Consider the following 26,466-nt stretch of genomic DNA (forward strand, 5'->3'; position numbering starts at 1 on the left):
TTGGCCAGAAAAATGAGTCGTTCTCGCTGTTCTAAACTAAGTGGTACAGAAACAATCCGAGGCATGTGTGAACATCTGTTAACTAAAAAAACCTTTTCGCATGATTAGTTATTTTTGTCAACTTATGGTTGGTCAGCCATAGTGCAGGAATTTGAAAATAAAAATATTCAAAGCAGTAAAATGAAAAATAAAGAAGTTAAAAAAATGTGTGACACAGCACATTTTATACTTCCACTTCAAGATATAAAGCGACTGATTGCTGCTGATTGCAAACCTAGTTCAAACGATGTCACTTTTAATACCATCGATAGGACTTTAAAAAATGGCGATGGTTCTATTAATGAACAAGAAATTATTGCCAAGTTAGAATTTTATAATGCATTAGGATTATTAAAAACACATCAAACATACGGCCGTGGCTATCGTGCAGAAACATATAATTTACTCTACAAAGCTGCCGGTTTTGGTTTGCCTGATGTTTTTGATTATCTCCTGAATATCGGACTCACAGTAAAATATACCGATGGTAACTTACTAAATACACATTTTGATGGTCGCTCCCCTCAACTCGCTTTAACCCAAAAAATTTTAAAACTGGGTGTCGAGCCAAATGCATCAACCATCACGATCATGCAACAACGGAACTTTAAACAACACTACCCTGACATTTACCAAGTCATCCTGTCCAATCTAGAACAGAAAAACCGTAAACTTTAATTAATTACAGCCTGACTGGTTTTGTTTATACTTCAGCTTGATCTATTTTGATGTAAGAACACCCTATGTTTAAAAAGTTGCTCTTGGTTTTAGCCATCTTATTTCCATCTGCACTCTATCTGTATATTGTGAGCCGCGATGACAACAAAGCCCCTGTAGCTGAACAAACTCAAGTACCTGCAACTTCTGAAGCTGAGTATCAAACTCCTGACCATTAATCCAATGGTCAGCGCTAAAGATTCAAATTTTAGATCAGCATTATCACATTATAAGAAAAATTCGATTTATCAATCATTTCACTGCATTCAATCATAAAATATACCTTTCGTTCAATTTTCATTTCACTATGCAATCTCCCTCTGAACCTTCGCAACACTCGTCTGCTGAAGGTAAAAGTCCATCGCTTAAACGTGCGATGACGACTCGACACCTTGTGATGCTCTCACTTGGTGGTGCAATTGGTACTGGTTTGTTTATGGGTTCAGGTGAAGTTATTTCACAAGCTGGGCCTTTAGGCGCTGTTCTTGCCTATATTATTGGCGGTTTGATTGCCTACATGGTCATGCTTTGTTTGGGTGAACTTGCCGTACATCTACCTGTTTCTGGTTCTTTTGGTGCTTTTGCGACAAATTATATTGGCCCGGGTACCGGCTATATGGTGTCTTGGATGTACTGGTTGGGCTGGTCTGCCACCTTAGGTACAGAATTTACTGCGGCGGCTATTTTGATGCAGGAGTGGTTTCCACAAACCTCTATTTGGCTATGGACACTGATCTTTGCAGCTGGCGTACTGATCTCTAATTTAAGCTCTACACGTGCATTCGCAGAGTCAGAATTTTGGTTATCCATGGTGAAAGTTGCAACAGTGTTGATTTTCATCATCCTTGGTTTTGCCTGCATCTTTGGTTTCGTGCCTTTCCAAGGCTATGAATCAGCTCCAATGTTCCACAATTTGACTGAACATGGTTGGCTGCCAAATGGTTTGTTCCCACTGTTTGCCACGCTATTGATCGTGAACTTTGCCTTTAATGGTACGGAGATGATTGGTATCGCTGCAGGTGAAACTGAAAACCCTGAAAAGAATGTGCCTAAAGCCATTCATGCTGCGGTATGGCGCTTAATCATTTTCTTTGTCGGCACTATTATCGTCATCAGTTCCCTGTTGACCTATACCGATGCAGGTTTAAATGTTGGTGGACATGGCGGATTAAGTAGTAGTCCATTCGTTTCCGTATTTAACCTGATGGGCATTCCCTATGCAGAAGACTTAATTCGTTTCGTCATTATTACGGCTTTACTGTCTACAGCTAACTCTGGTTTATATGCTGCATCGCGTATGATGTGGGCACTGTCTGCACAAAAACAATTACCAAGTGCTTTCGGCAAATTAAGCAAAACTGGTGTGCCTTATATTGCTGTATTGGTCACTATGATCGGTGGTTTACCAGGTCTATTGTCAGAACAATTTGGCGCAGATGTCATCTTCAAGAACTTGATGGGGGTTGCTGCCTTCACCATGGTGATCGTGTGGATGAGTATTTGCTGGAGTCAATTTAACTTCCGTCGCCAATGGCTGAAACAAGGTCATAGCGTGTCAGAACTTAAATTCCGTACACCATGGTTCCCGCTGGTTCCAATTCTTGGCTTTGTCTGCTGTACCGCAACAGGTTTAAGTATGGCTGCAGATCCTGAAATGCTTTCAGGCTTTATTGGCTGTCTGATCTTTATGGCGGCGTGTTATGCAGGTTATTATTGGTTATATCACGATAAATAAAATAGTTAAGGTGGCTCATTAGCCACCTTTTTTTATGAAACTATTTCTCTTCCCTATGAGAGAAAAATTAGGGTTTCCATATAAATTCAAAAATGATTTGTGGGAGCAGTTTAATCCACAAAAACCACTGTACAGACTATAATTTAAGGAAATCGTTCAACTGCTTTTCGTTAATGAATTTTTATTCTCGCTCAACACCAAGATATAATCCCATACTTTCAACTCCAATGAGTCCTTTTCGGATTTTGCACCTTTAGAAACATTAGCTAAAAGACACGCAGCTACTATTGCTAGAAATATTTGGATAGATACTCTCAAACTTGTATTAGATATTAATTCAACAAAAGTAAAGTTAAAAACTATTAATGAAAGTGGCAAAAGCACCCGACTTGAATTCATCTGTTTTTTAAATTCAGGAAAATCACGATTAATAACCAATAAATTTTGTTTGTCTTTACTCCACAACATTGGCTCAAAACATACATCCAATTTTTTTTCTAATTTTTCAAGTTCTACATCATCACTAGACAACTGATATCTTCGAACCTTTAAGATTAAATATAATTTAAAAAAGCTCTGGATATCTAAAAAATAATGAGAATCATCTAAAGATTTGAGGTGATTATACGTAATTCTACTTTCCCCATCTAAATCCCTAAATAAAAGTTCATCAATAATTCTTTCAAACTCTGATTTACTAATATACGAAGAAAAATTATTTGTATAAATTTCAAACCAATGCAAATAATTAAATAAAACTATATAGAATCTTTCATGGACTTTGCCCACATTAAATTGATTGATTTCAAATAAAATTCCAGAAATAAACTCATTAAAATTATTTTTCATTAAAAAAATTCTGTTTTTGTTTCATTTATATACATTTAGAATATAACAATGAAACTCTATTTTGACAAATATAGATGGGCTATGTACTATACACCCACCTCAAAACGTCCCTATCGTCTAGAGGCCTAGGACATCGCCCTTTCACGGCGGTAACCGGGGTTCGAGTCCCCGTAGGGACGCCAATTTTTCTGTCAGCTCTGACAAACTTAAAGTTTATTTATCTATAATTTATATTAATTGATTGCATCATCATTGCATTCTTCTCTACAATTACTCGCTTCATTATTTGATTCTCCTTTTTCTCTATGCAGTCATCACATTCTCCGAATGATGCTTCGCATCAGGGCAATTCTGCGCCGTTAAAACGCGCTATGAGTACTCGACATCTGGTGATGATTTCGCTTGGCGGCGCAATCGGTACTGGTTTATTTCTTGGTTCGGGTGAAGTCATTGCACAAACGGGGCCTGTAGGTGCCATTATTTCGTATTTTTTAGGCGGTATTATCGCCTATATGGTGATGCTTTGCTTAGGCGAGCTCGCTGTACATATGCCAGAATCTGGTTCATTTGGCGCTTATGCTAAACGCTATATCGGACCGGGTACGGGTTATACCATCACTTGGCTGTATTGGCTGACATGGTCAGTAACGCTAGGAACTGAATTTACTGCTGCTGCACTTTTAATGCAGGAATGGTTCCCAGACAGCTCTATGTGGATGTGGACTTTAATCTTTGGTGCTTTTGTATTCTGCCTGAATATGATTTCAACCAAATGGTTTGCTGAATCTGAATTTTGGCTAGCCTTAGTCAAAGTGATTACCGTTGTTGCCTTTATTATTTTAGGTCTATTGGCCATTTTTGGTGTTTTAGGCTATCGAGGCTATGAAGCTGCACCACTGTTTAGCAACCTCACTACACAAGGTTGGTTCCCTGAAGGCTTGTTCCCAATCTTCGCTACAATGTTGATTGTGAACTTTGCATTCTCAGGTACTGAACTGATTGGTGTTGCTGCGGGTGAAACCAAAGATCCAGCGAAAAATGTACCTAAAGCCATTAACACGGCGATTTTCCGCTTGTTGATTTTCTTTGTAGGTACCATTGTTGTTATTACTGCATTATTGCCACACCAAGAAGCCGGCTTATCTGCCGAAGGTGTAAGTAGTTCACCTTTCGTAACAGTATTCCAGCACATTGGTATTCCTTATGCAGAAGACATCATCCGCTTTGTGATTATCACAGCCCTACTTTCTGCTGCTAACTCTGGTTTATTTGCTGCATCTCGAATGATGTGGTCATTGTCCTATAGTAAGCAATTACCTGCGGTGTTCTCTAAAGTGAACTCGCGCGGTATTCCTTATGTTGCCGTGATTGTGACCATGATCGGTGGTATGCCAGGCTTACTGTCTGAACAATTCGCTCCAGAAACCATCTTCAAAAACTTGTTAGGTGTCGCGGCATTTACCATGGTGGTGGTATGGATGAGTATTTGTTTAAGCCAATTCAACTTCCGCCGTCAGTGGTATAAAGAAGGTAAAACTGCAAAAGATTTAGCTTTTGCTGCACCACTCTTCCCAATTGTGCCGATACTCGGTTTTGTATTCTGTCTTATTACCTGTATTAGTATGGTATTTGACCCAGAAATGTTAACTGGCTTTATCTGCTGTATGATCTTCATTGTGGCGTGTTATATCAGCTACTACACCTTGTATCACAACAAAGATTGATCTGCGTTGTCATACCACCAAACACGATAAAAGAGTAACTTCGGTTGCTCTTTTTTTATGGCTATATTTTAATAAAAGTAGAATAAAAACTGGTCCGTCGATGAGGTGCAATATGCAGATCATCTTTATCCATAGCATGAATCAACAGCAACAAACTGCACGTTCGCTCGAACAGCATTGGCTTGCACTGTTGTCTCAAGGCTTAAAGCAAAGCCATCAAGAGACTTTTTTATCGTATATACAGCACCATATGCGCATGCCTTTTTATGGAGACTTACTCACGCGTTATCATTTGCAGAATATGCTTCAAGCCAGCACCTTGACACCTCAAACGTGGCCACATTTTCCGTTTATCCATCGCACTGAACTCCCAGAAAAATCACCAAAAGTATTTGAGCATCACGCTGTACAAAATAATCTACCTGACATCACCCTCAATGATGCTATTGGATTGAGCCAGTCATTCAAATCGATCACCGCACTCGGCAAAGATCTTGCGCTACGCGATTTTGCAGTTTTAATGAATTATTTCCCAAAATTACATGCCACACTTTTGCATAAATTTTTGGTCGAAACTTATCTCTATTTATCCAATCCACACTTTATTCAGGCAGTTCATACTCGTCTGCATGAGCAATTACATCAAACGAAACCCACCCTGTTGATTGCACATTCGCTAGGTAGCGTGATTGCGTATCATTTTTTACTGTTACATCCTGAACTCAACATACAGCGCTTTATCACCTTGGGCTCACCTTTGGCTTTTCGTGTCATCCAAGCCCACTTACCTCAGCCTTTACAGCGGCCTGATGCAATTTCAGGCGATTGGTTAAACTTTTATTCACATGATGATTTTCTCAGCGCTTTTCCACTGAGTCAGGCACCATTTGATTTTCAACCCGCCATTATTAACCAGCAAATTCAGACATCGATTGAACACCCACACGTTATTGCAGGATATTTAACGCATCCAGAAGTTATTGCTGCAATCTTACAAGTGTTGAAAAAATCGACATAAATAATGTATTTTTCAAACATTTTTAGCAAATTGTTTTAATTTTATGCACTCAACAACAAAAACTGAATTTATTTATAGAAAAGCGTTTGACACCCCCCGATTTTCACCCTAATATACGCCCACCTCTGAAACGTCCCTATCGTCTAGAGGCCTAGGACATCGCCCTTTCACGGCGGTAACCGGGGTTCGAATCCCCGTAGGGACGCCAATTTTCAGAAGTACATTTTATTAAGTCCCTATCGTCTAGAGGCCTAGGACATCGCCCTTTCACGGCGGTAACCGGGGTTCGAATCCCCGTAGGGACGCCATTATTTAGTCTAAAAACTTAGACTGAAATAAACGGTTTTAAAATTTGCTTTCTGTACTGTCCCTATCGTCTAGAGGCCTAGGACATCGCCCTTTCACGGCGGTAACCGGGGTTCGAATCCCCGTAGGGACGCCATATTCGAGTTGGTTTTAACCACTCATTAAAAAGCTCAAGCATTGTGACTTGGGCTTTTTTATTGCCTTAATTTCTAAATATTTCTTTTAAAAGTTTTGAATCATAAATGGCCTTAGGGGCAATCACATGCTCATTTAGCGGAATATTTTGACCATAGCGCTGCCGCATTAGACGCTGCACTTCATTTTGTTTTAAATCAAATTGTTTCAGTTGTTGTAATGGAGAAAGTTCGATTCCCAAAGCATGCTGATAAGCTTTCCAAACAATTTCAGAACAGTAAATTGCACGGTCATCCCATTCAAAATAAATATCATAAGGTTTGCCCAAGTACTTTTCTGCATGTTGTACCAGCTTCGTTTTCTGCGGCACATTTAAGGGGTGTTTGAGCCTTTTCACCACATAGTGAGCATTTTCCCCACGTGCGATCCATTGATTTAAAGCGGTATATTGCACAGGTTGAATGGCTTCAAGCACCCACGTTTGGTTATTTTTATTTACGATCATGCCCATGTGACTATAGGGCGAATGTGTGGCCTTTTGAATGCTTAAACTTTGCTGTGACTTTGAGATATGAAAAATAATATCTCCCGTCTGAAATGTAGACTGAGCATAGAGGGCAGAACTGAGCCCCGAAAGAATGACCGTTAATATTAAAATTTTAGACATTTTTATTGTAAGTAATATTGATATGAATGAAGGCAACCATAACATGGATGTACGCTGATTGCCCTCATTCTCGTCAATCAATGTGCCACTAAGCCGACTTACGTGAATTGACTTGCCCTTTAATGACCGCTGTTAAATTTCCTTTAAGATATTTAAAAAACACTTTTAACGGTGAAAGTTTAGGATTTGGCTGTTTTCCTTCACCAATCGATTTAAACTGAGCGGCATACCAAATAATTTCCATAATCGCCATTTTATCTATCATCGGTATGCCAGTTTTAATTTTGTCCACACCATAACGAACATCCTGCCCCGCCAATAAACGATAAGCCAAATCGACTTCAACAGCAAATGGACGTGCAATACCAATAAAATCACAAGCTCCACTGTCTAGTGCAGCATTCATGCCTTGCACGGTTCTAAACCCACCGGTAACCATTAACGCGCATTTCACTTCTTTACGGATATTGTCCGCAAAATCGAGGAAATACGCTTCACGAGCAATGGTACTGGCTTTACGTTTTTCTGCTTTAGCACCGGCCATCGCTGGCGCTTCATAGGAACCGCCCGAGATTTCAATCATATCAATCCCTGCGGCATCGATTGCCTTAAAGACCTCAATCACATCTGTTTCGCTAATTCCGCCCCGTTGGAAATCAGCAGAGTTGAGTTTGACCGAAATGATAAAATCATCTGTCGTCGCTGCACGAACTGCCTTGTAGATTTCAAGCAAAAAGCGCATGCGATTTTCATTTGAGCCGCCCCACTGATCTTGACGTTTATTGGTCAATGGCGACAAAAACTGACTAATTAAATAACCATGCGCACCATGCAATTGCACGCCTTCGAAGCCTGCCTTTTCACAAATGTGTGCGGCACGTGCAAAACGCTGAATGATATCTAAAATTTCATCTTCACGAAGTTCGCGCGGTGTTCCAAAAGTTGTAGCTAACATCGGACTAAATGGTACAGCGGACGGCGCAACCGTTTCCTTATTTAAACCTTTAGGACATTGACGGCCCGGATGTGAAAGTTGAACCAATTGCACCATGCCGTGCTTCTTACCTAACTCAGCCCACTGTGTTAACTGTGCTAAATCTCGCTCAGTTTCAGCGACCACAACCCCCGGCTCATTTTTAGCACAAAAATCCACCATGACATTACCGGTAATGGCGCAGCCTAAACCACCCTTCGCCCAAGCTTCATATAACCCAAAATGTAAGTGATTGGGTTGGCCTGCGGTATTGGCCAATGCTTCGCTCATTGCACCTTTAATGATGCGATTTTTAAATGTGGTATTACGAATTTTAAAGCTTTCAGCTAAATGGCTCATGGCAATGTCCAAAATGAAATAATAAGTCCTGAGTATTTACTCTAATTATTATTTTCTAAAGGTCAAGGATATTTTGACAATGACACATGTCAAAATATCCATAGCTTTGATTTTAGTATTGGCTGGCTTCAATTAATTTACGGGTATAGTCCGTTTGTGGTCGTGCAAATAGATCTTCAGTGTCTTGAAACTCCATGACTTTGGCATGTCGCAGTACCAACACTTTTTGACACAGGGCTTTGACCACGTGTAAATCATGACTGATAAATAAATAACTCATATTAAATTCTTGCTGCAAACGCCGTAATAGCTTCACGATGGCTTTTTGTGTCGTCCGATCAAGCGCCGATGTGGGTTCATCGAGTATCAATAATTTAGGACGTAAAACCAGCGCACGTGCCAAGGCAACTCGCTGTCGTTGCCCACCCGATAACTCATGTGGATAATGCTGCTTAAATGAGCTGGCTAATTCGACTTTCTGCAAAGCTTCATCTATACGCTGTGCAATTTCATTTGCAGATAAATGCTGTAAGGCCAGACCTTCGCCAATGGTTTGCTCTACATTGAGCCGTGGATTTAAACTACTGAATGGATCTTGAAAGACAATTTGAAATTCACGACGTAAAGGTCTGAGCTGTTTTTCTGAAAGTTGATGGATGGCGTGTTGATTTAACATAATTTCACCATCACTTTCTATGAGCCGAGCAATAGCCAGTGCTAAAGAGCTTTTGCCTGAACCACTCTCTCCAACAATACCAATCGACTCACCTTCAGCCACTGTTAAATCCAAAGCTTCTACCGCAACGACATAATTTTTAATGCGGTTCAATAAGCCTTGTTTGACTGGGAACTTCACTCCTAACTGGCGTAATTCTAAAAGTGTCTGCGTTTGCGAAACCTGTATTGCTGAACCAAAATCATGGTCTAATAAATTTTTGGTATACGCCTGCTTCGGCTGCTCAAAAATTTCCTGAACACCACCTTGCTCCACCACTTGTCCACGATTCATCACAATCACATGTTCAGCATAGCGCTTGACCAAATTCAGGTCATGGCTAATTAATATCATCGCCATATTACGCTGCTGTTGTAGCGACTTTAATAAATTTAAGATTTGCGCTTGCAAAGTGACATCTAAAGCCGTGGTTGGCTCATCAGCGATTAAAATATCAGGATCTAAGGCCAATGCCATGGCAATCATGACACGTTGTCGCTGCCCGCCTGATAATTCATGTGGATAGCGCCGTAACTTATCTTCAGCATCAGGAATACCGACATCATTTAATAATTCTATAACCCGCTGCCGAGTTTTTGCCTTCGACCATCCCTGTAACAACAGTGACTCACCAACAATCTTTTCAACCCGATGTAAGGGATTTAAGGCCGTCATCGGCTCTTGAAAAATCATGGCAATTTTCTGTCCACGAATGTTTCGGTGTTGCTCAGGACTCAGTCCAAGAATATTCTGTCCATTCAGGCTGACGCTGCCTGTGACCTGCAGATCACTCGACAACAAACCGAGTATAGCTAGGCTGCTAATCGATTTGCCTGAGCCGCTTTCTCCAACAATCGCTAAAGTTTCACCTGCATGCAAATTAAAATTCAGGTCTTCAACCAAGACCTGTGCTGCATGTGAAATATGTAAATGTTCAACCGCTAACATGATGGGAGGTACATTAACTTGATGATTATTGACGTCTAGGATCGAATGCATCACGTGTCGCCTCCCCAATGTAAATCAATAAAGACAGCACGATCGCTAAGGTAAAAAACCCCGATAAGGCTAGCCATGGTGCATTCAGATTGTTTTTCCCTTGAAGCAATAACTCACCTAAGGATGCTGCATCAGGCGGTAAGCCATACCCTAAGAAATCCAAGGCTGTCAGTGCAGTAATATTTGCCGTAAGCATGAAAGGTAGCTGTGAAAGACTGGAACTCATCGCATTTGGTAAGATATGCCGAAACATAATGGTGCTATCTGTAACACCAAGACTCCGTGCTGCACGTACATAATCAAAATTACGAGCACGCAAAAACTCTGCACGAACCAAGCCGACTAAAGTGGGCCAGCCAAACAACAGCATAATGACAAAGAGCCAATACACACTCGGCGTAAACATGCTGACCAAAATCATCACCATGAATAGCATCGGGAGCCCACCCCAAACTTCTAAAATTCGTTGACCAATGAGGTCTATCCACCCACCATAATAGCCCTGTATCGCCCCAACGATGATGCCCAATATGGCTGAAGCAAAAGTTAATGCAAAACCAAACAGGAGCGACACACGTAATCCATATAAAATACGTGCGAGCACATCACGCCCTTGGTCATCGGTACCGAGCCAATTTTGTGCAGTTGGTGCAGATGGTACGGGCACAGCCAGTTCTAAATTCGGTGTTTGATAGGAAAATTTAATCAGTGGCCAAACCGCCCAGCCTTTATCTTCTATCAGTTGCTGCACCACAGGATCTTTATAATCTGCCTCAGTTTCAAATACCCCACCGAAAGCGGTTTCTGGATAACTTTTCAATACGGGCACATATAAAGAATCATCGTATTTAACCAAGAGCGGTTTATCATTGGCAATAAACTCGACAGCTAGGGACAACATAAAAATCAAGGCAAAGCTAATAAAGCATGTAAAGCCTAATTTATTTTCTTTAAAACGTTGAAATCGCGCTTGCATGATCGGAGACATTATTTTGCCCCCTGCGAATCAAAATTAATTCGTGGATCAATCATTTGATACATGACATCGCTGATTAATCTTAAGATCAGCCCCATCAAGGTAAAAATAAACAAGGTACCGAAAATGACTGGATAATCACGCTGTACAATGGCTTCAAACCCCAACAATCCCAGACCATCTAGATTGAAAATAATTTCAATAAATAGATTTCCCACAAAGAAGATGCCAATCAAGGCTTCTGGTAGACCAGCAATGACAATGAGCATTGCATTACGAAATACATGCCCATACAGCACACGTGATTCGGTCAAACCTTTAGAACGAGCAGCAAGAACATATTGCTTATTCAGTTCTTCCATAAAAGAGTATTTGGTCAGATAAGTTAAGCCTGCAAAACCACCAATTACCATAGCAAACAAAGGCAACGCCATATGCCAAAAATAATCTGCAATTTTGCCAAACACACTTAACTCAGTAAAATTCTCTGAAACTAAACCTTGTAGAGGGAACCACTGAAAATATGAACCACCTGCAAAAAAGACAATGAGTAAAATGGCGAAGGCGAAAGCAGGAATGGCATAGCCGATAGCCAATAAAATAGACGTACTTTTATCAAATAACAGACCATGTTGACGGGCTTTTTTAATGCCTAATGGAATAGACACCATATAGATCAGCAAGGTACTCCATAAGCCAAGGGATAAGGATACAGGCAGCTTTTCCCAAAGTAGCTGGGTCACAGGCTTATCTTTAAAGAAACTGGTACCAAAATCTAGCGTCACATAGCCCTTTAACATGAGCCAAAAACGTTCGAATAATGGTTTATCGAAACCATATTGCGCTTCGATTTTTGCCACCATTTCTTCACTGAGGCCTTTAGCACCTTGGTATTTACTGCCTGTCGTCGCAGTTTCACCACCACCTGTGTTTCCCATACCTTGAAAGGACTCAGCTTGCTGTATGGCTTGTTCAACAGGTCCTCCCGGTGCAATCTGAATCACGACAAAGTTAATCAGTAAAATGAAAAACAATGTTGGAATAATCAGGAGCAATCTTTTTAAAATATATGTGCCCATGTTGCTTTAACATTCCCTGTCATTCATTAGTATTTATTGTTGGCGCAAATAGTTTGCAACTTTTTTCGATTGCGCTTCATTACTCCACCAATAATCAATACCTGTTGATAATTTTGGTTTTACTTTTGGCTGTTGATACATATTCCAATACGCAAACCATTTTTCACCTTTACCATAGGTTGGAATTTGATAATACCCAGCTCTTAATAATCGATCCAATACTTTGGTACGCACCACCAATTGTTCACGATTTGGTGCCCGAATCACCTGTTGTATGACTTCATCAATGATCGGACTTTTAATGCCAGCATAGTTGTAATTGCCAGGCTGATCTGCCGATGCACTTCCCCAAAATTGCGCTTGCTCATTACCCGGATTGAGCGACTGTGGCATAACATTTGTTGTCATATCAAAGTCTTTCGAACGCATCCGTTCTATATATTGAGGCACGTCCACTTGGCGAATGTTTACAGTCACACCTAAACGTTTCATATTGCGCACAAAAGGCATTAATGTTCGCTGTAAGCCATCTTGGTGAATGAGAAATTCAATACGAATGGCTTGACCATGTCGGTCTAATAATTGACCATTTCTAAATCGATAACCAGCATTTATTAATAGCTGACGAGCAGTCAATAAATTATTTCGATTAAATCCACTAGCATCCGAAACGGGATATTTCCAGTTGGATAACACCCCTTTACGCTCTAAAGGGGTTAATTTCGTTAACAATGGTTTTAAAATTTGCATTTCAGCATCTGAGGGTACCCCTTTAGCTTCTAACTCACTATTTGAAAAATAGCTTTGTAGGCGCTGGTATTGACCATAAAACAGAGCTTTATTTTGCCATTCAAAATCATAAGCATAGGTTAAAGCTTGTCGAAAACGAATATCATTAAACGGCGATCGACGCGTATTAAATACAAAACTTTGAGTTGCAATTGGATTTTCATGCTTATCACGATACTTCACCACCATTCCTACAGTGATGGACGGAAACTTATATTCCGTCACCCATTTTCGTGCTGTAAATTCCTCATGCAAAGTATATTGGCCAGACTTAAAGCCTTCAAAAGCAACATCTAAATTTCGGTAATAGACATATTTCAAATGATCAAAATTATATCGTCCGCGATTAATCACTAAATCACGTCCCCAATAATTAGGATTGCGCTTAAAACTAATACTACGGCCAGAATCAATTCGATCAAGTAAATACGGGCCAGAACCTAAAATCGGCTGCATAGTAATTTTAGTAAAATCTTTTTTTGCCCAATCTTTTTTGGAATAAATCGGCATTTGCGCCAATATTAATGGCATTTCAGCGTTATTACCCGACTTAAAGGTCATTTTGACTTCATATTTAGATAACACTTGGGTTTTATCTAAATCTGCCAAATACATTTGTAAACCTGGGTTTGACTTGGTCTGAAAAGTATCAAAACTAAATTTAACATCTTCAGCAGTGAGTTCTGAACCATCACTAAATCGTGCTTTTGGATTTAAGTGATAAATGACAAAATTCGTATGATCGGGGTCGAACGTTACCTTCTCAGCTAATAATGGATACATCACGCCAGGTTCATCTAAAGAGCTATCCATAAGGGAGTCAAATAAATAATTTACCCCCTCAGCCGCACTGCCCTTACCATTCATACTGTTTAAATTGTCAAATGTCCCATTTGATGAAGTACTTAAATATCCACCTTTGGGTGCAGAAGCATTGGCATAAGGCATGACTTTGACAGAGTCATATTTGGGTGTGCTATGAATCGCAATATAAGGCGTGGTCTGTATCGCAGACCACACACTTTGACCGAACAGAGTAAGCACACAAATCCCAATAGCTTGATGTGCTGATTTGAACGACACCAACATCACTGACAACTCCCTGTAGTCGTTGCTTAATTCGGTACTTTAATCACGTCACCAATACGTAACTGAGCAGACGGTTGCATATCATTCATTTCAGCGAGTTTTGATGTATCAAGTCCATAGCGACTTGCCAAACCAATCAGCGTATCGCCGCGTTTAATACGGTATTCACTAATAGTTTTAGGGACTTGTAAATTTTGACCGACACGCAGTCCTGCACGCGGGTTCAAGTTATTTAATTCAGCCAATGCTGCCACAGTTAAACCTGTCCGACTAGCAATCGAATTTAAAGACTCGCCTGATTTCACAGTATAGCTTTCAGTATTTGTTGGTTTCACATTGCTCGTAGAGGATTTAGCTTCCGTTTTTTTGGTTTCAGTTGCTTTACTAGCTACATCAGCAGGTAGTTCACCATCTACTTTTAAACGCTGCCCTACACGAATCGCACTATTGGTATTTAGGCCATTTAATTCAGCTAAATAACGTAATTGAAGATGATATTTCTTCGCAATCACACCCAATGTTTCACCTGATTTCACCACATGAATATCGGTCGCATCAACGGAATTCGTTCGTGTATTGGTTTTGCTTTCAATTTTGGTCGCCTCAGCTTTGGTTTCTACTTTAACCGGTGCGACATCACCTGTTAATTTTAATTTCTGCCCAACGCGTAGACCAGAACTACGCTCTATACCATTTAAATTTGCGACATAGTCCATGCCTAAATCATAGCGACTAGCAATGCCTGTCAGTGTATCGCCAGACTGCACCACATATGTATCCGGAACAGTTGAACTTGCAGGAACTTTAATGCTTTGCCCAGCCATCAGCCCACTATTTACCGACATATCATTTAGACTCGCCAATTCTGACAAACTGATTTTTGACTGCGTCGCAATGCTGTAAAGCGTATCACCACGCTGCACTTTATAGCTTTCAACTTTATACGCAGGATCAACTTTGACATTTTCAATGCGATTCACGACTTTGCTTTCGAGCTTCTCAACTTCTGCTACAGCTTGTAATGGCACATTAATTTTTTGCCCCACCATCAAGCTACTGCCAGCCGTTAAGCCAGTTGTTAAATCTGCCAACTCTTGATTTGACAGCGCATAACGATCTGCAATGAGTTTTAGATATTCACCACGTTTTACCGTGTAGGATTTGGTTTGAACTTTTGCAGGTTTTTCGACAACTTGAGCGGCTTTCTTATCAGCTTCCAATTTTGCTTTCGATGCAGGCGTTTCTTTTAGGGATAATTTCTGTCCAACATATAAACCACTCGTGGTGGTTAAACCATTGTAGTCTGCAAGCTGCTTCGTACTTAAACCAAATTGACTCGCAACAGCTGTAAGACTGTCATTTGCTTTCACCACATAGCTATCTGCGATAGGCTTAGCTTTCGATTCTTCATTATTTTGCACAATCGGTTTCGCATCATATAAATAGATGGTCGTACCGACATACAAGGTCGAATCTGGCGAAATTTGGTTCCAAGCTGCAATATCACGCCAATTCACGCCATTTTTCATCGCGATCAACGCTAATGTGTCGCCCGCCAAAACTGTATAAGTACTGCGTTTACCTTTAGGTGGTACAACTACAATTTCAGAATCTGTACGAATGACATTTTTACCTTGGTTGCGTTTGGCTTCTTCGGAATCTGCACCTGTATTTTCAGCCACGCTTTTCGGGTAAGAGAACCCTTTGGTCAGTTCTTTACCTTGTTGATCTGCAATCGACTGGCTGGTCTGAATCGCAGTCAACTTAATCTTGCCATCATAAGGATCGACAATTTCAGTGCCTTTCGGCGCAATAGCTTTAATTTCCTGAACGACTTCTTCTTGTTCTGCTTTAGTCGCTACTGGTTTTAATACCTCATCGACTGTTTTGGTCTCACCTTCAGCTTTAATAGCCGCCATGATTTGCTCACGCTCATTTGCGCTGAGTGGTGGCTCGACAGATACGGCTTTCACAGGCGTCGAAGGTGTTACAGCGACTGGAATACGCGGCGCACTTGGAATATCACTATTCGATGCAAATGCAGCCAAAGCAGATGATCCTATTGGCGTTTTGCCTTTCGTTCCTGATGGAACACTCGGCGTTACCGTTGTAGCGACTACAGGTGGTTTGGCAGAAGCTGTCACTGTCGGCTGTGTTTTAAGCGTAGGTGGCGTCACTTTAGCGGGCTGAATAGTTTTACTATTTAATTCCGGCGGAGTAACACGTGACGGTGTTATTTCAACATTATTTTTTGGTAAGTTATAAGTTGAATTACTTGCCCAATAACCTGATGAACCACCTGATTGTAATTTTTTCAAACGTGCATCGACTGATGGACTCACATCCGCAGGAATTAAAATCCGCATTGGGCTGCTGCTATCAATCACATCGCCACGATGACCCGGGTTTAGTGCATAAAGTTCTGCACGACTTAAACCAGTAATAGATGCAATTTCATTTAAATTTGCAGGCCCTACAGCCACTTCACGAAAATGTGGACGGTTAGCAATTGGCGGTAAACTTACGCCATAAGCACTTGGATTTTTAATAATTTGAGCAACAGCCAAGAAACGTGGGACATAGTTCATGGTTTCTTGTGGCAGTTTTAACGACCAATAATCGGTTGGCAAACCTGCTGCACGGTTACGGTTAATCGCTTGTTGAATACGCCCCGGCCCTGCATTATAAGAAGCCAAAGCCAATTCCCACGAACCGAACTGGTTATGTAGCGCACCTAAAAACTCATAAGCTGCACGCGTAGATTCAACTACGTCACGACGACCATCATACATTGAGGTTTGTTTTAAGCCGTAAATACGTCCAGTACTTGGAATAAACTGCCATAAACCTGCTGCGGCAGCACTTGAAGTTGCTGCTGGGTCATAAGAACTTTCAATCACTGGCAATAACGCCAACTCAGTCGGCAAACCACGACGTTCTGCTTCTTTAACCGTGTGATATAAATAACGGGACGCACGCGCACTTAAACGGTCAATATACGGTTGACGTGAAATAAACCAACCACGCTGCGCTTCAATTCGCGTATCCCAGTGGTTCAAATCCATTTTGAAACCCACAGTCATACGCTTCCAGACATCACCATGCTTCAGTACTAAAAGGCGATCGCCTTCTACGGCACGCATGTCTGTTGCAGAAAGTAAATCTTCGAGTGAATCTAAACTATTGGCATCGAGAAAGTTTGAGCCAACTTGTTTACTTGCTGAGTTCTGCTTAGTCGTTTGCGATGAAGAACAGCCCGTCAGACCAAGAGCTGCGAGCGCAGAACCCAAGACTGTAAATTTAAAAATTTGTGGTAACGTAGGCTGCCAGACAGTCGCAGTTGATTTATACATAAAAAAATCCAGACAACTCATATAAAATTTATTTTTTAGATATGCCATTGTAGTGAAGCAGAACACAGACACAAGGCGTTAATTTAACGCTATTTCAGTATAAATGTTACAAGAAATTAAAAAAATCGCCAGAAATGGATTTCTCTCTGTCATTTGCGTTATACAATATACGGTTCTGAATGCTTGTTTTTCTCCGGATTTGATTTATGTCTCAAACAATCACGCTTTATGTTGATGGTGCATGTAAAGGCAACCCTGGCTTAGGGGGTTGGGGGGCGTATATCATCCGTGAAACTGGAGAAGAAAAACTCTGCGGTGGTGAAGCTGAAACCACCAATAACCGTATGGAATTGACTGCCGCAATTGAAGGCATTCAACATTGTCCGTCCGATGCAAAACTGATCATTTGGACAGACTCCAACTATGTCAAACAAGGCATTACCGAGTGGATTCATGGTTGGAAAAAGAAAAACTGGAAAGATGTTAAAAATCCAGATCTGTGGAAATTACTGGATGCAACTTGTCAGGGTCGGGAAATTGAATGGAACTGGATTAAAGGGCATGCAGGCCATCCGGGAAATGAAATGGCCGATCAATTGGCCAATCTAGGCGCAGAAAAAACCCTCGAACACATCAAACAAGCAGCAGCAACTACAGCTGAAGCACCTAAAAAAAAAGCTGAACCTGACTGGCTGTTAAACGATCCTTTTGGACTCGAATTTGCTGATAGCGACGATGAAGAAGAAATCTCTGAAGAAGCTACGATTGCAAATGAAAGTATTGTTGACGCTTCAATTCAGGAAGCTTCAATTGCTCAGCAGCTAGAAAATACTCCGCCACTTGAAATGTATGCCGAGACGGCGATCAATGCAGAGCAAATTGATGACATTACGATAGAACAACAAGCAACTGACACGGCTTCAACGTTGAATGAAGCTGCTCCTACACAGTCTAAGCAAGCTGCTGAAATCCATCCAATGATTGTCATTACACCAGCAACCGTCGATGTATCTGGCCCACGACAATTAATTTTAGATACGGAAACCACAGGTTTCTATTTCCAAGATGGCGACCGTATTATTGAAGTCGGTGCGGTGGAAATGATTAACCGCAAACTGACCGGTAGCTCAATTCATATTTATATCAACCCGCAAAAACCTGTCGGTGAATCTGAAAATATTCACGGAATCAGTGATGACTTTCTAAAAGACAAACCACTGTATGCTGAAATTGCTGATGTCTTATTTGACTATCTAAAAGGCGCAGAAATCATTGCGCATAACGCAACCTTCGATATGAACTTCCTTGATATGGAGTTCAAACGTGCCGGTTTTGTGGCCTTATCTGAAGTTTGCGAAGTCACCGATACCTTGGCTATGGCCAAAGCCAAGCATCCAGGCCAGAAAAACTCACTCGATGCATTAGTGCGTCGTTACGAAATTCCACAACGTGACCGTACCTTCCATGGTGCCTTACTCGATGCGGAAATTCTGTCTGACGTATACCTAGCAATGACGGGTGGTCAGGTATCCTTTGATATCGATGCCCTGACCCACTCGCAAAATGAAGATGGTTCGCAAACCCGCGCCGCTGTTGAAATAGAATTACCAGTGATTTTACCTTCCGCAGATGAACTTGAAGCCCATGAGACATGGGTCAAACAATTTGAAGAAAAACATGGTACACCTTGCCTTTTTGCGAAATAAAATCTAAATTTCGTGTTACTTTTTGTATATAAACAATTCTTACATACGCTATAGTAAAACCATAAACATGGACCGCCTTAAGGGGCGGTTAATAAACAAGATAAAACATCTAGGAAAGGTGCAGATACATGTCTTACCAAACCTCTATCCATTTTGATCCAACGGCTTTGCTGATAATAAAAAATGAGGTTGATAACTCAATCAAGTTAGTCGAATCAGCAGTCAGCACCTTAGTTGAAGATCAAACTTTACCTTTCGGGATTGATGATGCACTGATTCAATTTGAACAATGTGCTCAAGTACTAGCTTTAGTTGATATGCCAAGTTTGGCAAAAATCGCTCAATATTCAGCAGAGTTAATGCGCAAGATCATGGGGAATCCTGCGCAAATTAACACCCAAGATGTCATCGCACTGAGCGAAGGCACAACCATGCTGAAACGCTATATCGAATTTATCTGCCTACGTGAAGTTAAAATTCCACAGTTCCTGCTGGACAGTCTTAATCGTCTAGAACTGTCTTTGGGTAAACCTCTAACGTCGGAAGGCCAACACATTGAGTCCCTACTCGATTGTATTACTCCTGACTTTGACTTACCTCAAGCTCCTGCACTTGAAAAATCAAAATACGTTCACCGTCTGTATAAGTTGGCGTTGAATAAATTGATTAAACAAGAAGAAACTGAGCTGGATTTGCAAGCGATTAAATTGGTCGGTACGTATTTAGCAGGTCTTTCAGACAAACATCCAAGCAAACAATACTGGAACTTGGTTTTTGTTGCGTTTAATCAAATTGATCAAATCTTAATTACCGATGCTCGTTTACGTACCTTGGTAAGCATTGAACGCAATATGGCTCAATATTTTGCAGGAACTGAGCGCTTTAAAGCATCCATTTCTGATTTAGCCAATGTCTTAAGTCTAAGCATTAGCCAAGAAGATGACATTTCTCATCATATTCGTGGCAAGTTAAATATCGGTGAAGACCTTCTTACCGACACCCAATTGCAAGTTTTCAGTCGTCATTTATATGGTCCTGACTTCGAAACCATGCATACCATTGGTGAATTGGTTACGACTGAAATGACGCAAATTCGTAATGATATTGAATTTAACTATCAAAATATGACGCCTGAAAAAACCCAAGAACTTCAAGCGAAATTGAACGAATTGGCAAATATTTTCAAAGTCTTGAACTTAAATGAAGCGTATAACGACCTGTCGCGTCAAGCTGCGTCATTAGGTAATGCTGAGATTTTACAAGATGAAAGCTTTGCCCAGCAGTTGATGAACAATATCTTGTCTGCCATGAACTCGATTGGTGTGCTTGAGCGTCATCACACTTCTAGCCGCTTACAACTTCGTGTGAATAATATGAATATTTCACTCGATCGTTTAGATGAAGCACACGCTGCCCTGTTAAATGAGACCAAGGTTTTAATTGATGCTGCTAGCCAATCTTTGGTTCAGTATTTACAAAACCAAGATTTGACACAACTTGAAGCGACTGCAACTCAATTCCGTGAAATTGGTGGTGCAATGTTGTTCCTCAATGCAGATGCAGCTCAAAATGCGCTGAATTCAACAGCTCAATTCATTGTGAAACGAGTTGAATCTTCAACAGCGATTGATGCAAATGAAGTGAATCAAGCATTAGATTCATTGGCAAGCGCAGATATGTTGATTGACAATTTAAAGAACAAACAACCTGTTTTACAGGGCATGTTTAAGGTAGCATTGGACAGTAGCGAAAAACTGAAATCAGCAGCAGCCTAATGTCTAAATTATCACTTGCGTATATCTTCAAACAACAGCAATTGCTGGTCGATGAAAACTTTCAACTTCCCGAAGTTGAGCAACTCGCAAGTGATTTAAATATTGGCACGGGTGATCGAGTGATTGCCCGTGACCTACTTGAAAATGAGCCTATTCCTGATGGCTTACAACTCATCCCTATTCGCCAGCTTCTACAATTGTGGAATGTTCAACAATTTGAACAAGCCAGCCGTGCTATTCAACTCTTAGAATGGCGTCGTAATCATAAATTTTGTAGCCACTGCGGCACAGCAACTCAAGTCCATGCCACAGAATACGCCATGGTTTGTCCCACTTGCGGTTATCACCAATACCCTCGTGTCAATCCTTGTGTCATTACCGTCATTACCCGTGGTGAAGATGAAATCTTATTGGCAAAAAATGCAAAAAATGTCCGTGCCATGTATGGACTGATCGCGGGTTTTGTTGAAGTCGGTGAAACTTTAGAAGAAGCGGTTCGTCGTGAAACTGAAGAAGAAGTGGGTTTAAAGGTCAAAAATATTCAATACTTAGCCAGCCAACCTTGGCCCTTCCCAAGTAATTTAATGATCGCCTTTAAAGCAGAATATGCTTCAGGTGAACTTCAGTTACAAGAAGAAGAAATCAGTGATGCGGCATTCTTTAAATTTGATGCATTACCAGAAATTCCTTTCAAAGGAAGTATCGCCCATTCGATGATTATGCATGTCATCCATGGTTCTGCGGTTGCAGATGACACCGAAGCATGGTTATAAGCAGCTATTTTTAATAAAAAATCAGTCAATAAAAAACCGCCATACTTGGCGGCTTTTTATTCTCAATCATTTAACCACAAACATTAAGGTGGACTAATTTCATCGAGTACACGCATGATTTCAGCTTTGGTTTTAAAGAAGCGACTAAATAGACTCGAAACTGAACCAATCATCGTGATGTGCCCAACACGTGGGATTTGAATCAACTGACTGTGGTTGCCTGAGGCTTTTAATCGACGATCTAAATCTTCACTATTGCTATAGGCAACGATATTGTCTTTATCCGCAGTGAATAGATAATGCTTCACTTGATTGTGCTCAACAAAATAATATGGCATCACTTGTTGATACGGTACATTTTGATCAAAGGCATCTGCACAAATCGGATCACCTTTATAATCAAAATGATATGGCCCTGCCAAACCCACGATTGCACGAATATTCTCTTTCACTTGTAGCTGATAAGGTGTCGGATGATACAGTGCAGACATGACATTAAATGCCCCTGCCGAATGTCCCATTAACACCACATTTTCCACTTCAATCTGCAACTTATGCTGAGACTGCGTCAAATAGTTTAATGCAAGGCTAAGGTCATCAATTGAAGCCGGAAAAATATATTCAGGTGCGAGATGGTAATTGATGACAGCAACATCGAAACCTTCTTTTGCAAAAGCCTCACCAATGAATCCATAGTCCTTTTTGTCACCATGCATCCACGCTCCACCATGTACAAACACGATGAGTGGACGTTGCCGACGAGGTGCTGACGTGCGATACAAATCTAGGCGATGGCGCGCTTTTAGACCATAAGGGATATTGTTTTGAACATGATATCCTTGTTTGGGTGTCAGTCGATTTAATGCATAACTGCCAAAATCATATAACCGAAAATTTCGGTATAAAGATTTAGCCAAATCCATTTTTTGCTGAAGCCGCAGAGACCATTGATTCATATTTTACAGCATCTTTTCCGACATTTTATTGAGCATTTGGATCGACAGCATCCGGATCTATCGCTACAGGCGTTTGTACTTCAGGTTGCACATTGCCTACAGCAGGTGTGGTGTAACTTGAGTTAATTGAACGTGCCTGTGGATTTGGGTTCTGATCAATATTATCGATTAAAGTGACAATTCGCGTTACATTACCCACTTGTTGCAAGATTTGATTTAAGTCTGTGATTTCCGCACTGTTTAAACGGCCCATCACATAAAGAACAGCATCTTCAGTATGAATGTGTACTTTGCTGTCAGATACCACAGGCGCTTTCATAATCAAACCACGGGTATTCGCAGTGACCGCAGTATCTTGCATGATGGTGCTATAGCTGATCTGATTACCCACTGTAATATAGTTATGTACAGTTTTGACATCACTCATTGAACGGACATTTTCTTCTGCCAATTCTTTTAAATGATTATCTGGCACTTGCCCAGTCAATAAGACATTGCCATGAAAACTTTCAATATTGACACGTGACTGTTTAAAACGAGTATCTAATTTATATAAGTTAATTTTTGCTGTTCGAACAATGGAAGAGTCAATAAAAACTTGTCCCAATGAGCGTGCGCCGCTTTCAGTTCCTACAGGTGCTGATCCTGTTCCATTCGAAATAAAACTCGCACAGCCAGATAAACTTGCGACACAAAGCATCGTTATTGCAATACGCTTAACCACTCAGCACGACTCCTCAAATTTCCACACGTATTTTTCTATGCGTTTACACAGTTTGTTTTATCAAAGATTAATCAACTCTTGATCAAAAGTAAAAGCATTTTCAATCCATTGCTGATGATACGGGTATTTAGAAAAGTCTTGCTGTAGTGTTTTTGCAAAGTGCTGATAAAAATCAAAACAAATTGCATCAAAGCGACAATAATAATTTTGAAAATGTGACTGTTCATTTAAAAAATGCAACGCAGTCTTCATCATCTTACGTTGTTTGTGAATAGAAATACTTTCAACGGCTTGAGCATAACGGGTATTCGAACGGGCTTTAACTTCGATAAACACCAATTCTTGACCACGTGTGACGATCAAATCAATTTCACCATAACGACTATGATAATTCTGTTGCACTTGTACATAGCCTTGCTGCTCAACCAAACGCAGCGCTTGCCGTTCTGCCCACTGCCCCAGATTCATCTGTCCCAAATTCATCTGCTCTAAGTTTAGCTGCATCGTTTCATCCCTAAAGTGAGATCGCCACGATGCCTTTTTTACTTCGCTCATAGCAGTGAGGAACACGCTGAATATTGTTTTGACTAATTTTGATTAGCCCTGTTCGTCCCTGAAACTCAATGCTTTTTAATTTCGGTTCTTGCAAATATTGTTTTGCGATATGCCATGTGTCCCCACCAAAAGCTAAAAGACGTTGATATGGCATATCTACTGGATTTTCCTCATAAGCTCGGATCAGGTCTGGCCAACGCGCATCATGTAAGGCAGGTGCATCACAAAATTTCAGCCCTACAGGAATGGGCTTAGTGGCTTCAATCGCATTGGCGACGCTATATAGTTTCGTTTTGGGTAGTTTTTTTTGACTGTTTAACCATTCATTATTGCCCAGCAACAGCACCCCTTGATTTTTGTCTAGCTTCGTTGGGAGTTGTTCAACCACTTGAATAGGTACTGAACTTTGGCTGATTAAGGACATGAGCAATAATTCATGTTCTGCCTCTGTTGCAGGCTGACGTAGAACAAGCACTTGCGCTAACTTGTCTTTTTCAAAGACTTTTTGAAGTGCTAAGGCATCATCACGTTTCGATAGACTGTACTGCCAGACGTTTGGAATTTGGCTCGTCGTTTCATTTAAAGCCAACACGCGGACTTTAGGCTTTGCTTTTACAAGTGCTTCAACATCTTGGCGTGCTAAAGGGCCAATCACCAATTGAGTTTTTTTATTGACCTGTTGCTTCAATATCGCTGCAATTTGCTTTTGATTTGAATCCACAAACTTAATGGGCACTTTGTAGTCTGATGATTGATATGCGCTATTGAAACCTTGCTTAATACTGGATGCGGCTCGCGCCATAGGGCCAGATTCAGGTAGAATGACCAAGACGTCTGCCTGTGCAGCAGTAAACAGACTGCTTAAAAGGCAAAGACCCAAAATTTTGTTCTTATTATCCAACATGGAGAAACCTATGAGTGCTCAGTTATTTGTTGTTGCAACTCCAATCGGGCACTTAGATGATATTAGTTATCGTGCAATTGAGGTATTGAAGTCGGTTAAAATTATTGCCGCCGAGGATACACGAACTTCCGCACAATTACTTAAACATTTTAGTATCAATACGCCTTTAACTGCTTGTCACGACCATAACGAAAGCAACAAAATAGACCAGCTCATTGAACGCCTAGAAAAAGGTGAAAATATGGCGCTGATCAGTGATGCAGGCACGCCATTAATCAGTGACCCTGGCTTTAAACTGGTTCGTGCTGCACAAGAAAAAAATATTCGTGTCATTCCTGTGCCGGGTGCCTGTGCTGCCATTGCAGCTCTCAGTGCTGTCGGCCTACCCAGTGACCGTTTTAGTTTCGAAGGCTTTTTACCTTCTAAACAGTCACAACGTCTTTTAGCACTCGAAAAACTGAAAGACGAAACTCAAACCATGATTATTTATGAAGCGCCGCACCGTATTGTGGATTGCCTAAAAGATATGTCGAATGTCTTTGGTGCCGATCGTCCTGTAGGCTTTGCACGTGAAATTACCAAAACATTTGAAACCATTAAAAAAATGTCTTTGGGTGAGTTGGTTCATTTTGTCGAATCTGATCACAATCAGCAAAAAGGCGAAATCGTTTTGGTAATTGGTGGTGCGACCGAAGAAAAAGACCTAGAGCAAGAAAAGTTAGACAAATTGCTAACACGTTTACTTCAAGATTTATCCGTTAAAGCTGCCTCTCAATTGGCTGTAGATTTAACTGGGATTAAAAAGAAAGTGGCCTATCAACGTGCTTTAGAGTTAACCCAAGCGAACGATTAAGCTTAATTTTTTCTTTTAATTTGAACCGCTTATGGAACCTACGGGTTCCATAAGCTATTCCTTACAATAATTTAAATAGAATGAAAAAAGTTGCTTATAACATGTCCATAAATCTGTCTGTCAAAAAACCGCTGGTGTTCATTCTCTTTAATCTGGTTTGGCTCACGGCCCTTGTACATATTATTTTTACTGGCATTCAACCCTATCCGCACTATATTAGTGGCGAGCAAATGACGGCCGATCATAGCGCGATTGCGATGGTCTGTGGATATTGTTCCCTCTATTTTGTAGTCGGTAATTTACTGAAACTGAGCCAATTTTGGGATAGGCATCGCTATTGGGCTTATGTCGTTTTGAGTGCGGTATTACTTTTTCAATCTTTTGTCGCTGCTGTGGCGGCCATGCATGCACCGCCGTATATTGCTGCATTTATTATTAATTGTATGTTTTTGCTTTTACTGCATTTTGTGTTCTATCCTATTTACGCGATCAGTCGTAAATATATGAAGCCAAAGACGGCTTGAAGCGACTTCACATCTTATTAACGACTTAACTTCTTGAGCAAACATGCTATAGCTAAATACCAAATAAATCATTACAGTAATCTTTAAATAATTTATCAATATCTTTAACTCTAAACTTAGTTCGAATCGCCTTGACTCGTGACCACATATTTTCTATTGGATTTAAATCTGGA

22 protein-coding genes, 4 tRNA genes and 1 pseudogene are annotated in these 26,466 nt (G+C 40.7%); 14 read left to right on the forward strand and 13 right to left on the reverse strand.

All coding sequences use genetic code 11. The features are described 5' to 3' along the window. Window positions 1–65: pseudogene (locus FTU65_RS16485) on the reverse strand (helix-turn-helix domain-containing protein); the annotation flags it as partial. 115 nt (window positions 66–180) lie between these two features. On the opposite strand from FTU65_RS16485, the gene FTU65_RS14240 reads away from it, so the two are divergent. From FTU65_RS14240 to FTU65_RS14250, 3 genes are all read left to right on the forward strand, one after another. Then, the gene (locus tag FTU65_RS14240; RefSeq protein ID WP_180065964.1) at window positions 181–717 is read left to right on the forward strand and encodes a hypothetical protein; all 537 of its coding nucleotides are present in this window, start codon (window positions 181–183) and stop codon (window positions 715–717) included. Between the two features lie 65 nt (window positions 718–782). Beyond that, window positions 783–935 carry a hypothetical protein gene (locus tag FTU65_RS14245; RefSeq protein WP_168379378.1) on the forward strand — a complete coding sequence of 51 codons (153 nt, stop codon included), beginning with the start codon at window positions 783–785 and terminating at the stop codon, window positions 933–935. A 128-nt stretch (window positions 936–1,063) separates the two neighbouring features. Further along, entirely contained in the window at window positions 1,064–2,491 is a 1,428-nt protein-coding gene (locus tag FTU65_RS14250) for an amino acid permease (RefSeq protein WP_180012015.1), read from the forward strand. A 156-nt stretch (window positions 2,492–2,647) separates the two neighbouring features. Here the strand turns inward: FTU65_RS14250 and FTU65_RS14255 are convergent, their stop codons facing one another. Further along, the gene (locus FTU65_RS14255) at window positions 2,648–3,340 is read right to left on the reverse strand and encodes a hypothetical protein (RefSeq protein ID WP_180065962.1); all 693 of its coding nucleotides are present in this window, start codon (window positions 3,338–3,340) and stop codon (window positions 2,648–2,650) included. A gap of 106 nt (window positions 3,341–3,446) precedes the next feature. Between FTU65_RS14255 and FTU65_RS14260 the strand changes: the two genes are divergently transcribed. The 6 genes from FTU65_RS14260 to FTU65_RS14285 all read left to right on the forward strand — a co-directional run bounded on the left by FTU65_RS14260 (window position 3,447) and on the right by FTU65_RS14285 (window position 6,524). Beyond that, a tRNA-Glu gene (locus FTU65_RS14260) sits at window positions 3,447–3,522 on the forward strand. 123 nt (window positions 3,523–3,645) lie between these two features. After that, the gene (locus FTU65_RS14265) at window positions 3,646–5,064 is read left to right on the forward strand and encodes an amino acid permease (RefSeq protein ID WP_180065960.1); all 1,419 of its coding nucleotides are present in this window, start codon (window positions 3,646–3,648) and stop codon (window positions 5,062–5,064) included. 112 nt (window positions 5,065–5,176) lie between these two features. Beyond that, window positions 5,177–6,082, forward strand: coding sequence for an alpha/beta fold hydrolase (locus tag FTU65_RS14270; RefSeq protein WP_180065958.1), 906 nt, complete (start codon window positions 5,177–5,179; stop codon window positions 6,080–6,082). Between the two features lie 132 nt (window positions 6,083–6,214). Further along, a tRNA-Glu gene (locus FTU65_RS14275) sits at window positions 6,215–6,290 on the forward strand. A 24-nt stretch (window positions 6,291–6,314) separates the two neighbouring features. Next, window positions 6,315–6,390, forward strand: a tRNA-Glu gene (locus tag FTU65_RS14280). Between the two features lie 58 nt (window positions 6,391–6,448). Beyond that, a tRNA-Glu gene (locus FTU65_RS14285) sits at window positions 6,449–6,524 on the forward strand. A 66-nt stretch (window positions 6,525–6,590) separates the two neighbouring features. Here the strand turns inward: FTU65_RS14285 and FTU65_RS14290 are convergent. From FTU65_RS14290 to FTU65_RS14320, 7 genes are all read right to left on the reverse strand, one after another. Further along, window positions 6,591–7,190, reverse strand: coding sequence for a YiiX family permuted papain-like enzyme (locus FTU65_RS14290; protein ID WP_180066960.1), 600 nt, complete (start codon window positions 7,188–7,190; stop codon window positions 6,591–6,593). Between the two features lie 88 nt (window positions 7,191–7,278). Beyond that, window positions 7,279–8,523, reverse strand: coding sequence for an NADH:flavin oxidoreductase/NADH oxidase family protein (locus FTU65_RS14295; RefSeq protein WP_180065954.1), 1,245 nt, complete (start codon window positions 8,521–8,523; stop codon window positions 7,279–7,281). Between the two features lie 112 nt (window positions 8,524–8,635). Continuing rightward, window positions 8,636–10,237, reverse strand: a complete 1,602-nt coding sequence (locus tag FTU65_RS14300) for an ABC transporter ATP-binding protein (protein ID WP_180065966.1) — start codon at window positions 10,235–10,237, stop codon at window positions 8,636–8,638. Beyond that, the gene (locus tag FTU65_RS14305) at window positions 10,212–11,225 is read right to left on the reverse strand and encodes an ABC transporter permease (RefSeq protein WP_180012004.1); all 1,014 of its coding nucleotides are present in this window, start codon (window positions 11,223–11,225) and stop codon (window positions 10,212–10,214) included. Before FTU65_RS14305 ends, FTU65_RS14300 begins: the two co-directional genes overlap by 26 nt. Next, a complete protein-coding gene (locus tag FTU65_RS14310) occupies window positions 11,225–12,292 on the reverse strand; it encodes a microcin C ABC transporter permease YejB (RefSeq protein WP_180008291.1) in 1,068 nt (355 codons plus the stop codon). Before FTU65_RS14310 ends, FTU65_RS14305 begins: the two co-directional genes overlap by 1 nt. Before the next feature lie 33 nt (window positions 12,293–12,325). Beyond that, window positions 12,326–14,170: an extracellular solute-binding protein gene (locus FTU65_RS14315; protein WP_180012019.1), complete on the reverse strand. Its 1,845-nt coding sequence runs from the start codon at window positions 14,168–14,170 to the stop codon at window positions 12,326–12,328. Between the two features lie 26 nt (window positions 14,171–14,196). Beyond that, window positions 14,197–17,523: a LysM peptidoglycan-binding domain-containing protein gene (locus tag FTU65_RS14320; protein ID WP_180012002.1), complete on the reverse strand. Its 3,327-nt coding sequence runs from the start codon at window positions 17,521–17,523 to the stop codon at window positions 14,197–14,199. 206 nt (window positions 17,524–17,729) lie between these two features. Here FTU65_RS14320 and dnaQ point away from each other — a divergent pair, with 206 nt between their 5' ends. The 3 genes from dnaQ to nudC all read left to right on the forward strand — a co-directional run bounded on the left by dnaQ (window position 17,730) and on the right by nudC (window position 21,777). Further along, window positions 17,730–19,229 (forward strand): DNA polymerase III subunit epsilon, encoded by a 1,500-nt coding sequence (dnaQ, locus tag FTU65_RS14325; protein ID WP_180065950.1) that lies wholly within the window; start codon window positions 17,730–17,732, stop codon window positions 19,227–19,229. A 128-nt stretch (window positions 19,230–19,357) separates the two neighbouring features. Next, window positions 19,358–21,004, forward strand: a complete 1,647-nt coding sequence (locus tag FTU65_RS14330; protein WP_180065948.1) for a chemotaxis protein — start codon at window positions 19,358–19,360, stop codon at window positions 21,002–21,004. Beyond that, window positions 21,004–21,777 (forward strand): NAD(+) diphosphatase, encoded by a 774-nt coding sequence (gene nudC / locus FTU65_RS14335; RefSeq protein ID WP_180066962.1) that lies wholly within the window; start codon window positions 21,004–21,006, stop codon window positions 21,775–21,777. The genes FTU65_RS14330 and nudC overlap by 1 nt, the downstream gene beginning before the upstream one ends. 83 nt (window positions 21,778–21,860) lie before the next feature. Here the strand turns inward: nudC and FTU65_RS14340 are convergent, their stop codons facing one another. Genes FTU65_RS14340 through FTU65_RS14355 form a run of 4 tightly spaced genes read right to left on the reverse strand, consistent with a single transcriptional unit; the run spans window position 21,861 to window position 24,916 of the window. Beyond that, a complete protein-coding gene (locus FTU65_RS14340) occupies window positions 21,861–22,733 on the reverse strand; it encodes an alpha/beta hydrolase (protein ID WP_180066964.1) in 873 nt (290 codons plus the stop codon). A 25-nt stretch (window positions 22,734–22,758) separates the two neighbouring features. Then, window positions 22,759–23,457, reverse strand: a complete 699-nt coding sequence (locus tag FTU65_RS14345) for a BON domain-containing protein (protein WP_078192932.1) — start codon at window positions 23,455–23,457, stop codon at window positions 22,759–22,761. 60 nt (window positions 23,458–23,517) lie between these two features. Further along, the gene (locus FTU65_RS14350) at window positions 23,518–23,925 is read right to left on the reverse strand and encodes a YraN family protein (protein ID WP_180066970.1); all 408 of its coding nucleotides are present in this window, start codon (window positions 23,923–23,925) and stop codon (window positions 23,518–23,520) included. A 46-nt stretch (window positions 23,926–23,971) separates the two neighbouring features. Next, window positions 23,972–24,916 carry a penicillin-binding protein activator gene (locus FTU65_RS14355; RefSeq protein ID WP_180066966.1) on the reverse strand — a complete coding sequence of 315 codons (945 nt, stop codon included), beginning with the start codon at window positions 24,914–24,916 and terminating at the stop codon, window positions 23,972–23,974. 10 nt (window positions 24,917–24,926) lie between these two features. On the opposite strand from FTU65_RS14355, the gene rsmI reads away from it, so the two are divergent. Together rsmI and FTU65_RS14365 are read left to right on the forward strand one after the other, a co-directional pair. Next, window positions 24,927–25,769 (forward strand): 16S rRNA (cytidine(1402)-2'-O)-methyltransferase, encoded by an 843-nt coding sequence (rsmI, locus tag FTU65_RS14360; RefSeq protein WP_180066968.1) that lies wholly within the window; start codon window positions 24,927–24,929, stop codon window positions 25,767–25,769. Window positions 25,770–25,870: 101 nt separating this feature from the next. Further along, window positions 25,871–26,293, forward strand: a complete 423-nt coding sequence (locus FTU65_RS14365; protein WP_180008940.1) for a hypothetical protein — start codon at window positions 25,871–25,873, stop codon at window positions 26,291–26,293. The last annotated feature ends 173 nt before the right edge of the window (window positions 26,294–26,466 follow it).

The sequence above is a fragment of the Acinetobacter sp. YH12129 genome (assembly GCF_013418685.1).
Lineage (GTDB): Bacteria > Pseudomonadota > Gammaproteobacteria > Pseudomonadales > Moraxellaceae > Acinetobacter > Acinetobacter amyesii.

Excerpts from the sequence above, each read along its gene's own strand:
- FTU65_RS14255 (WP_180065962.1), bottom strand. The coding sequence starts at position 3,340 with ATGAAAAATAATTTTAATGAGTTTATTTCTGGAATTTTATTTGAAATC.
- dnaQ (WP_180065950.1), top strand. The coding sequence starts at position 17,730 with ATGTCTCAAACAATCACGCTTTATGTTGATGGTGCATGTAAAGGCAAC.
- FTU65_RS14315 (WP_180012019.1), bottom strand. The coding sequence starts at position 14,170 with ATGTTGGTGTCGTTCAAATCAGCACATCAAGCTATTGGGATTTGTGTG.
- FTU65_RS14330 (WP_180065948.1), top strand. The coding sequence starts at position 19,358 with ATGTCTTACCAAACCTCTATCCATTTTGATCCAACGGCTTTGCTGATA.
- FTU65_RS14300 (WP_180065966.1), bottom strand. The coding sequence starts at position 10,237 with ATGCATTCGATCCTAGACGTCAATAATCATCAAGTTAATGTACCTCCC.
- FTU65_RS14310 (WP_180008291.1), bottom strand. The coding sequence starts at position 12,292 with ATGGGCACATATATTTTAAAAAGATTGCTCCTGATTATTCCAACATTG.
- FTU65_RS14340 (WP_180066964.1), bottom strand. The coding sequence starts at position 22,733 with ATGAATCAATGGTCTCTGCGGCTTCAGCAAAAAATGGATTTGGCTAAA.
- FTU65_RS14350 (WP_180066970.1), bottom strand. The coding sequence starts at position 23,925 with ATGAATCTGGGGCAGTGGGCAGAACGGCAAGCGCTGCGTTTGGTTGAG.
- FTU65_RS14250 (WP_180012015.1), top strand. The coding sequence starts at position 1,064 with ATGCAATCTCCCTCTGAACCTTCGCAACACTCGTCTGCTGAAGGTAAA.
- FTU65_RS14265 (WP_180065960.1), top strand. The coding sequence starts at position 3,646 with ATGCAGTCATCACATTCTCCGAATGATGCTTCGCATCAGGGCAATTCT.
- FTU65_RS14355 (WP_180066966.1), bottom strand. The coding sequence starts at position 24,916 with ATGTTGGATAATAAGAACAAAATTTTGGGTCTTTGCCTTTTAAGCAGT.
- FTU65_RS14290 (WP_180066960.1), bottom strand. The coding sequence starts at position 7,190 with ATGTCTAAAATTTTAATATTAACGGTCATTCTTTCGGGGCTCAGTTCT.
- FTU65_RS14365 (WP_180008940.1), top strand. The coding sequence starts at position 25,871 with ATGTCCATAAATCTGTCTGTCAAAAAACCGCTGGTGTTCATTCTCTTT.
- FTU65_RS14305 (WP_180012004.1), bottom strand. The coding sequence starts at position 11,225 with ATGTCTCCGATCATGCAAGCGCGATTTCAACGTTTTAAAGAAAATAAA.
- FTU65_RS14270 (WP_180065958.1), top strand. The coding sequence starts at position 5,177 with ATGCAGATCATCTTTATCCATAGCATGAATCAACAGCAACAAACTGCA.
- FTU65_RS14295 (WP_180065954.1), bottom strand. The coding sequence starts at position 8,523 with ATGAGCCATTTAGCTGAAAGCTTTAAAATTCGTAATACCACATTTAAA.
- nudC (WP_180066962.1), top strand. The coding sequence starts at position 21,004 with ATGTCTAAATTATCACTTGCGTATATCTTCAAACAACAGCAATTGCTG.
- FTU65_RS14240 (WP_180065964.1), top strand. The coding sequence starts at position 181 with ATGAAAAATAAAGAAGTTAAAAAAATGTGTGACACAGCACATTTTATA.
- FTU65_RS14245 (WP_168379378.1), top strand. The coding sequence starts at position 783 with ATGTTTAAAAAGTTGCTCTTGGTTTTAGCCATCTTATTTCCATCTGCA.
- rsmI (WP_180066968.1), top strand. The coding sequence starts at position 24,927 with ATGAGTGCTCAGTTATTTGTTGTTGCAACTCCAATCGGGCACTTAGAT.
- FTU65_RS14320 (WP_180012002.1), bottom strand. The coding sequence starts at position 17,523 with ATGTATAAATCAACTGCGACTGTCTGGCAGCCTACGTTACCACAAATT.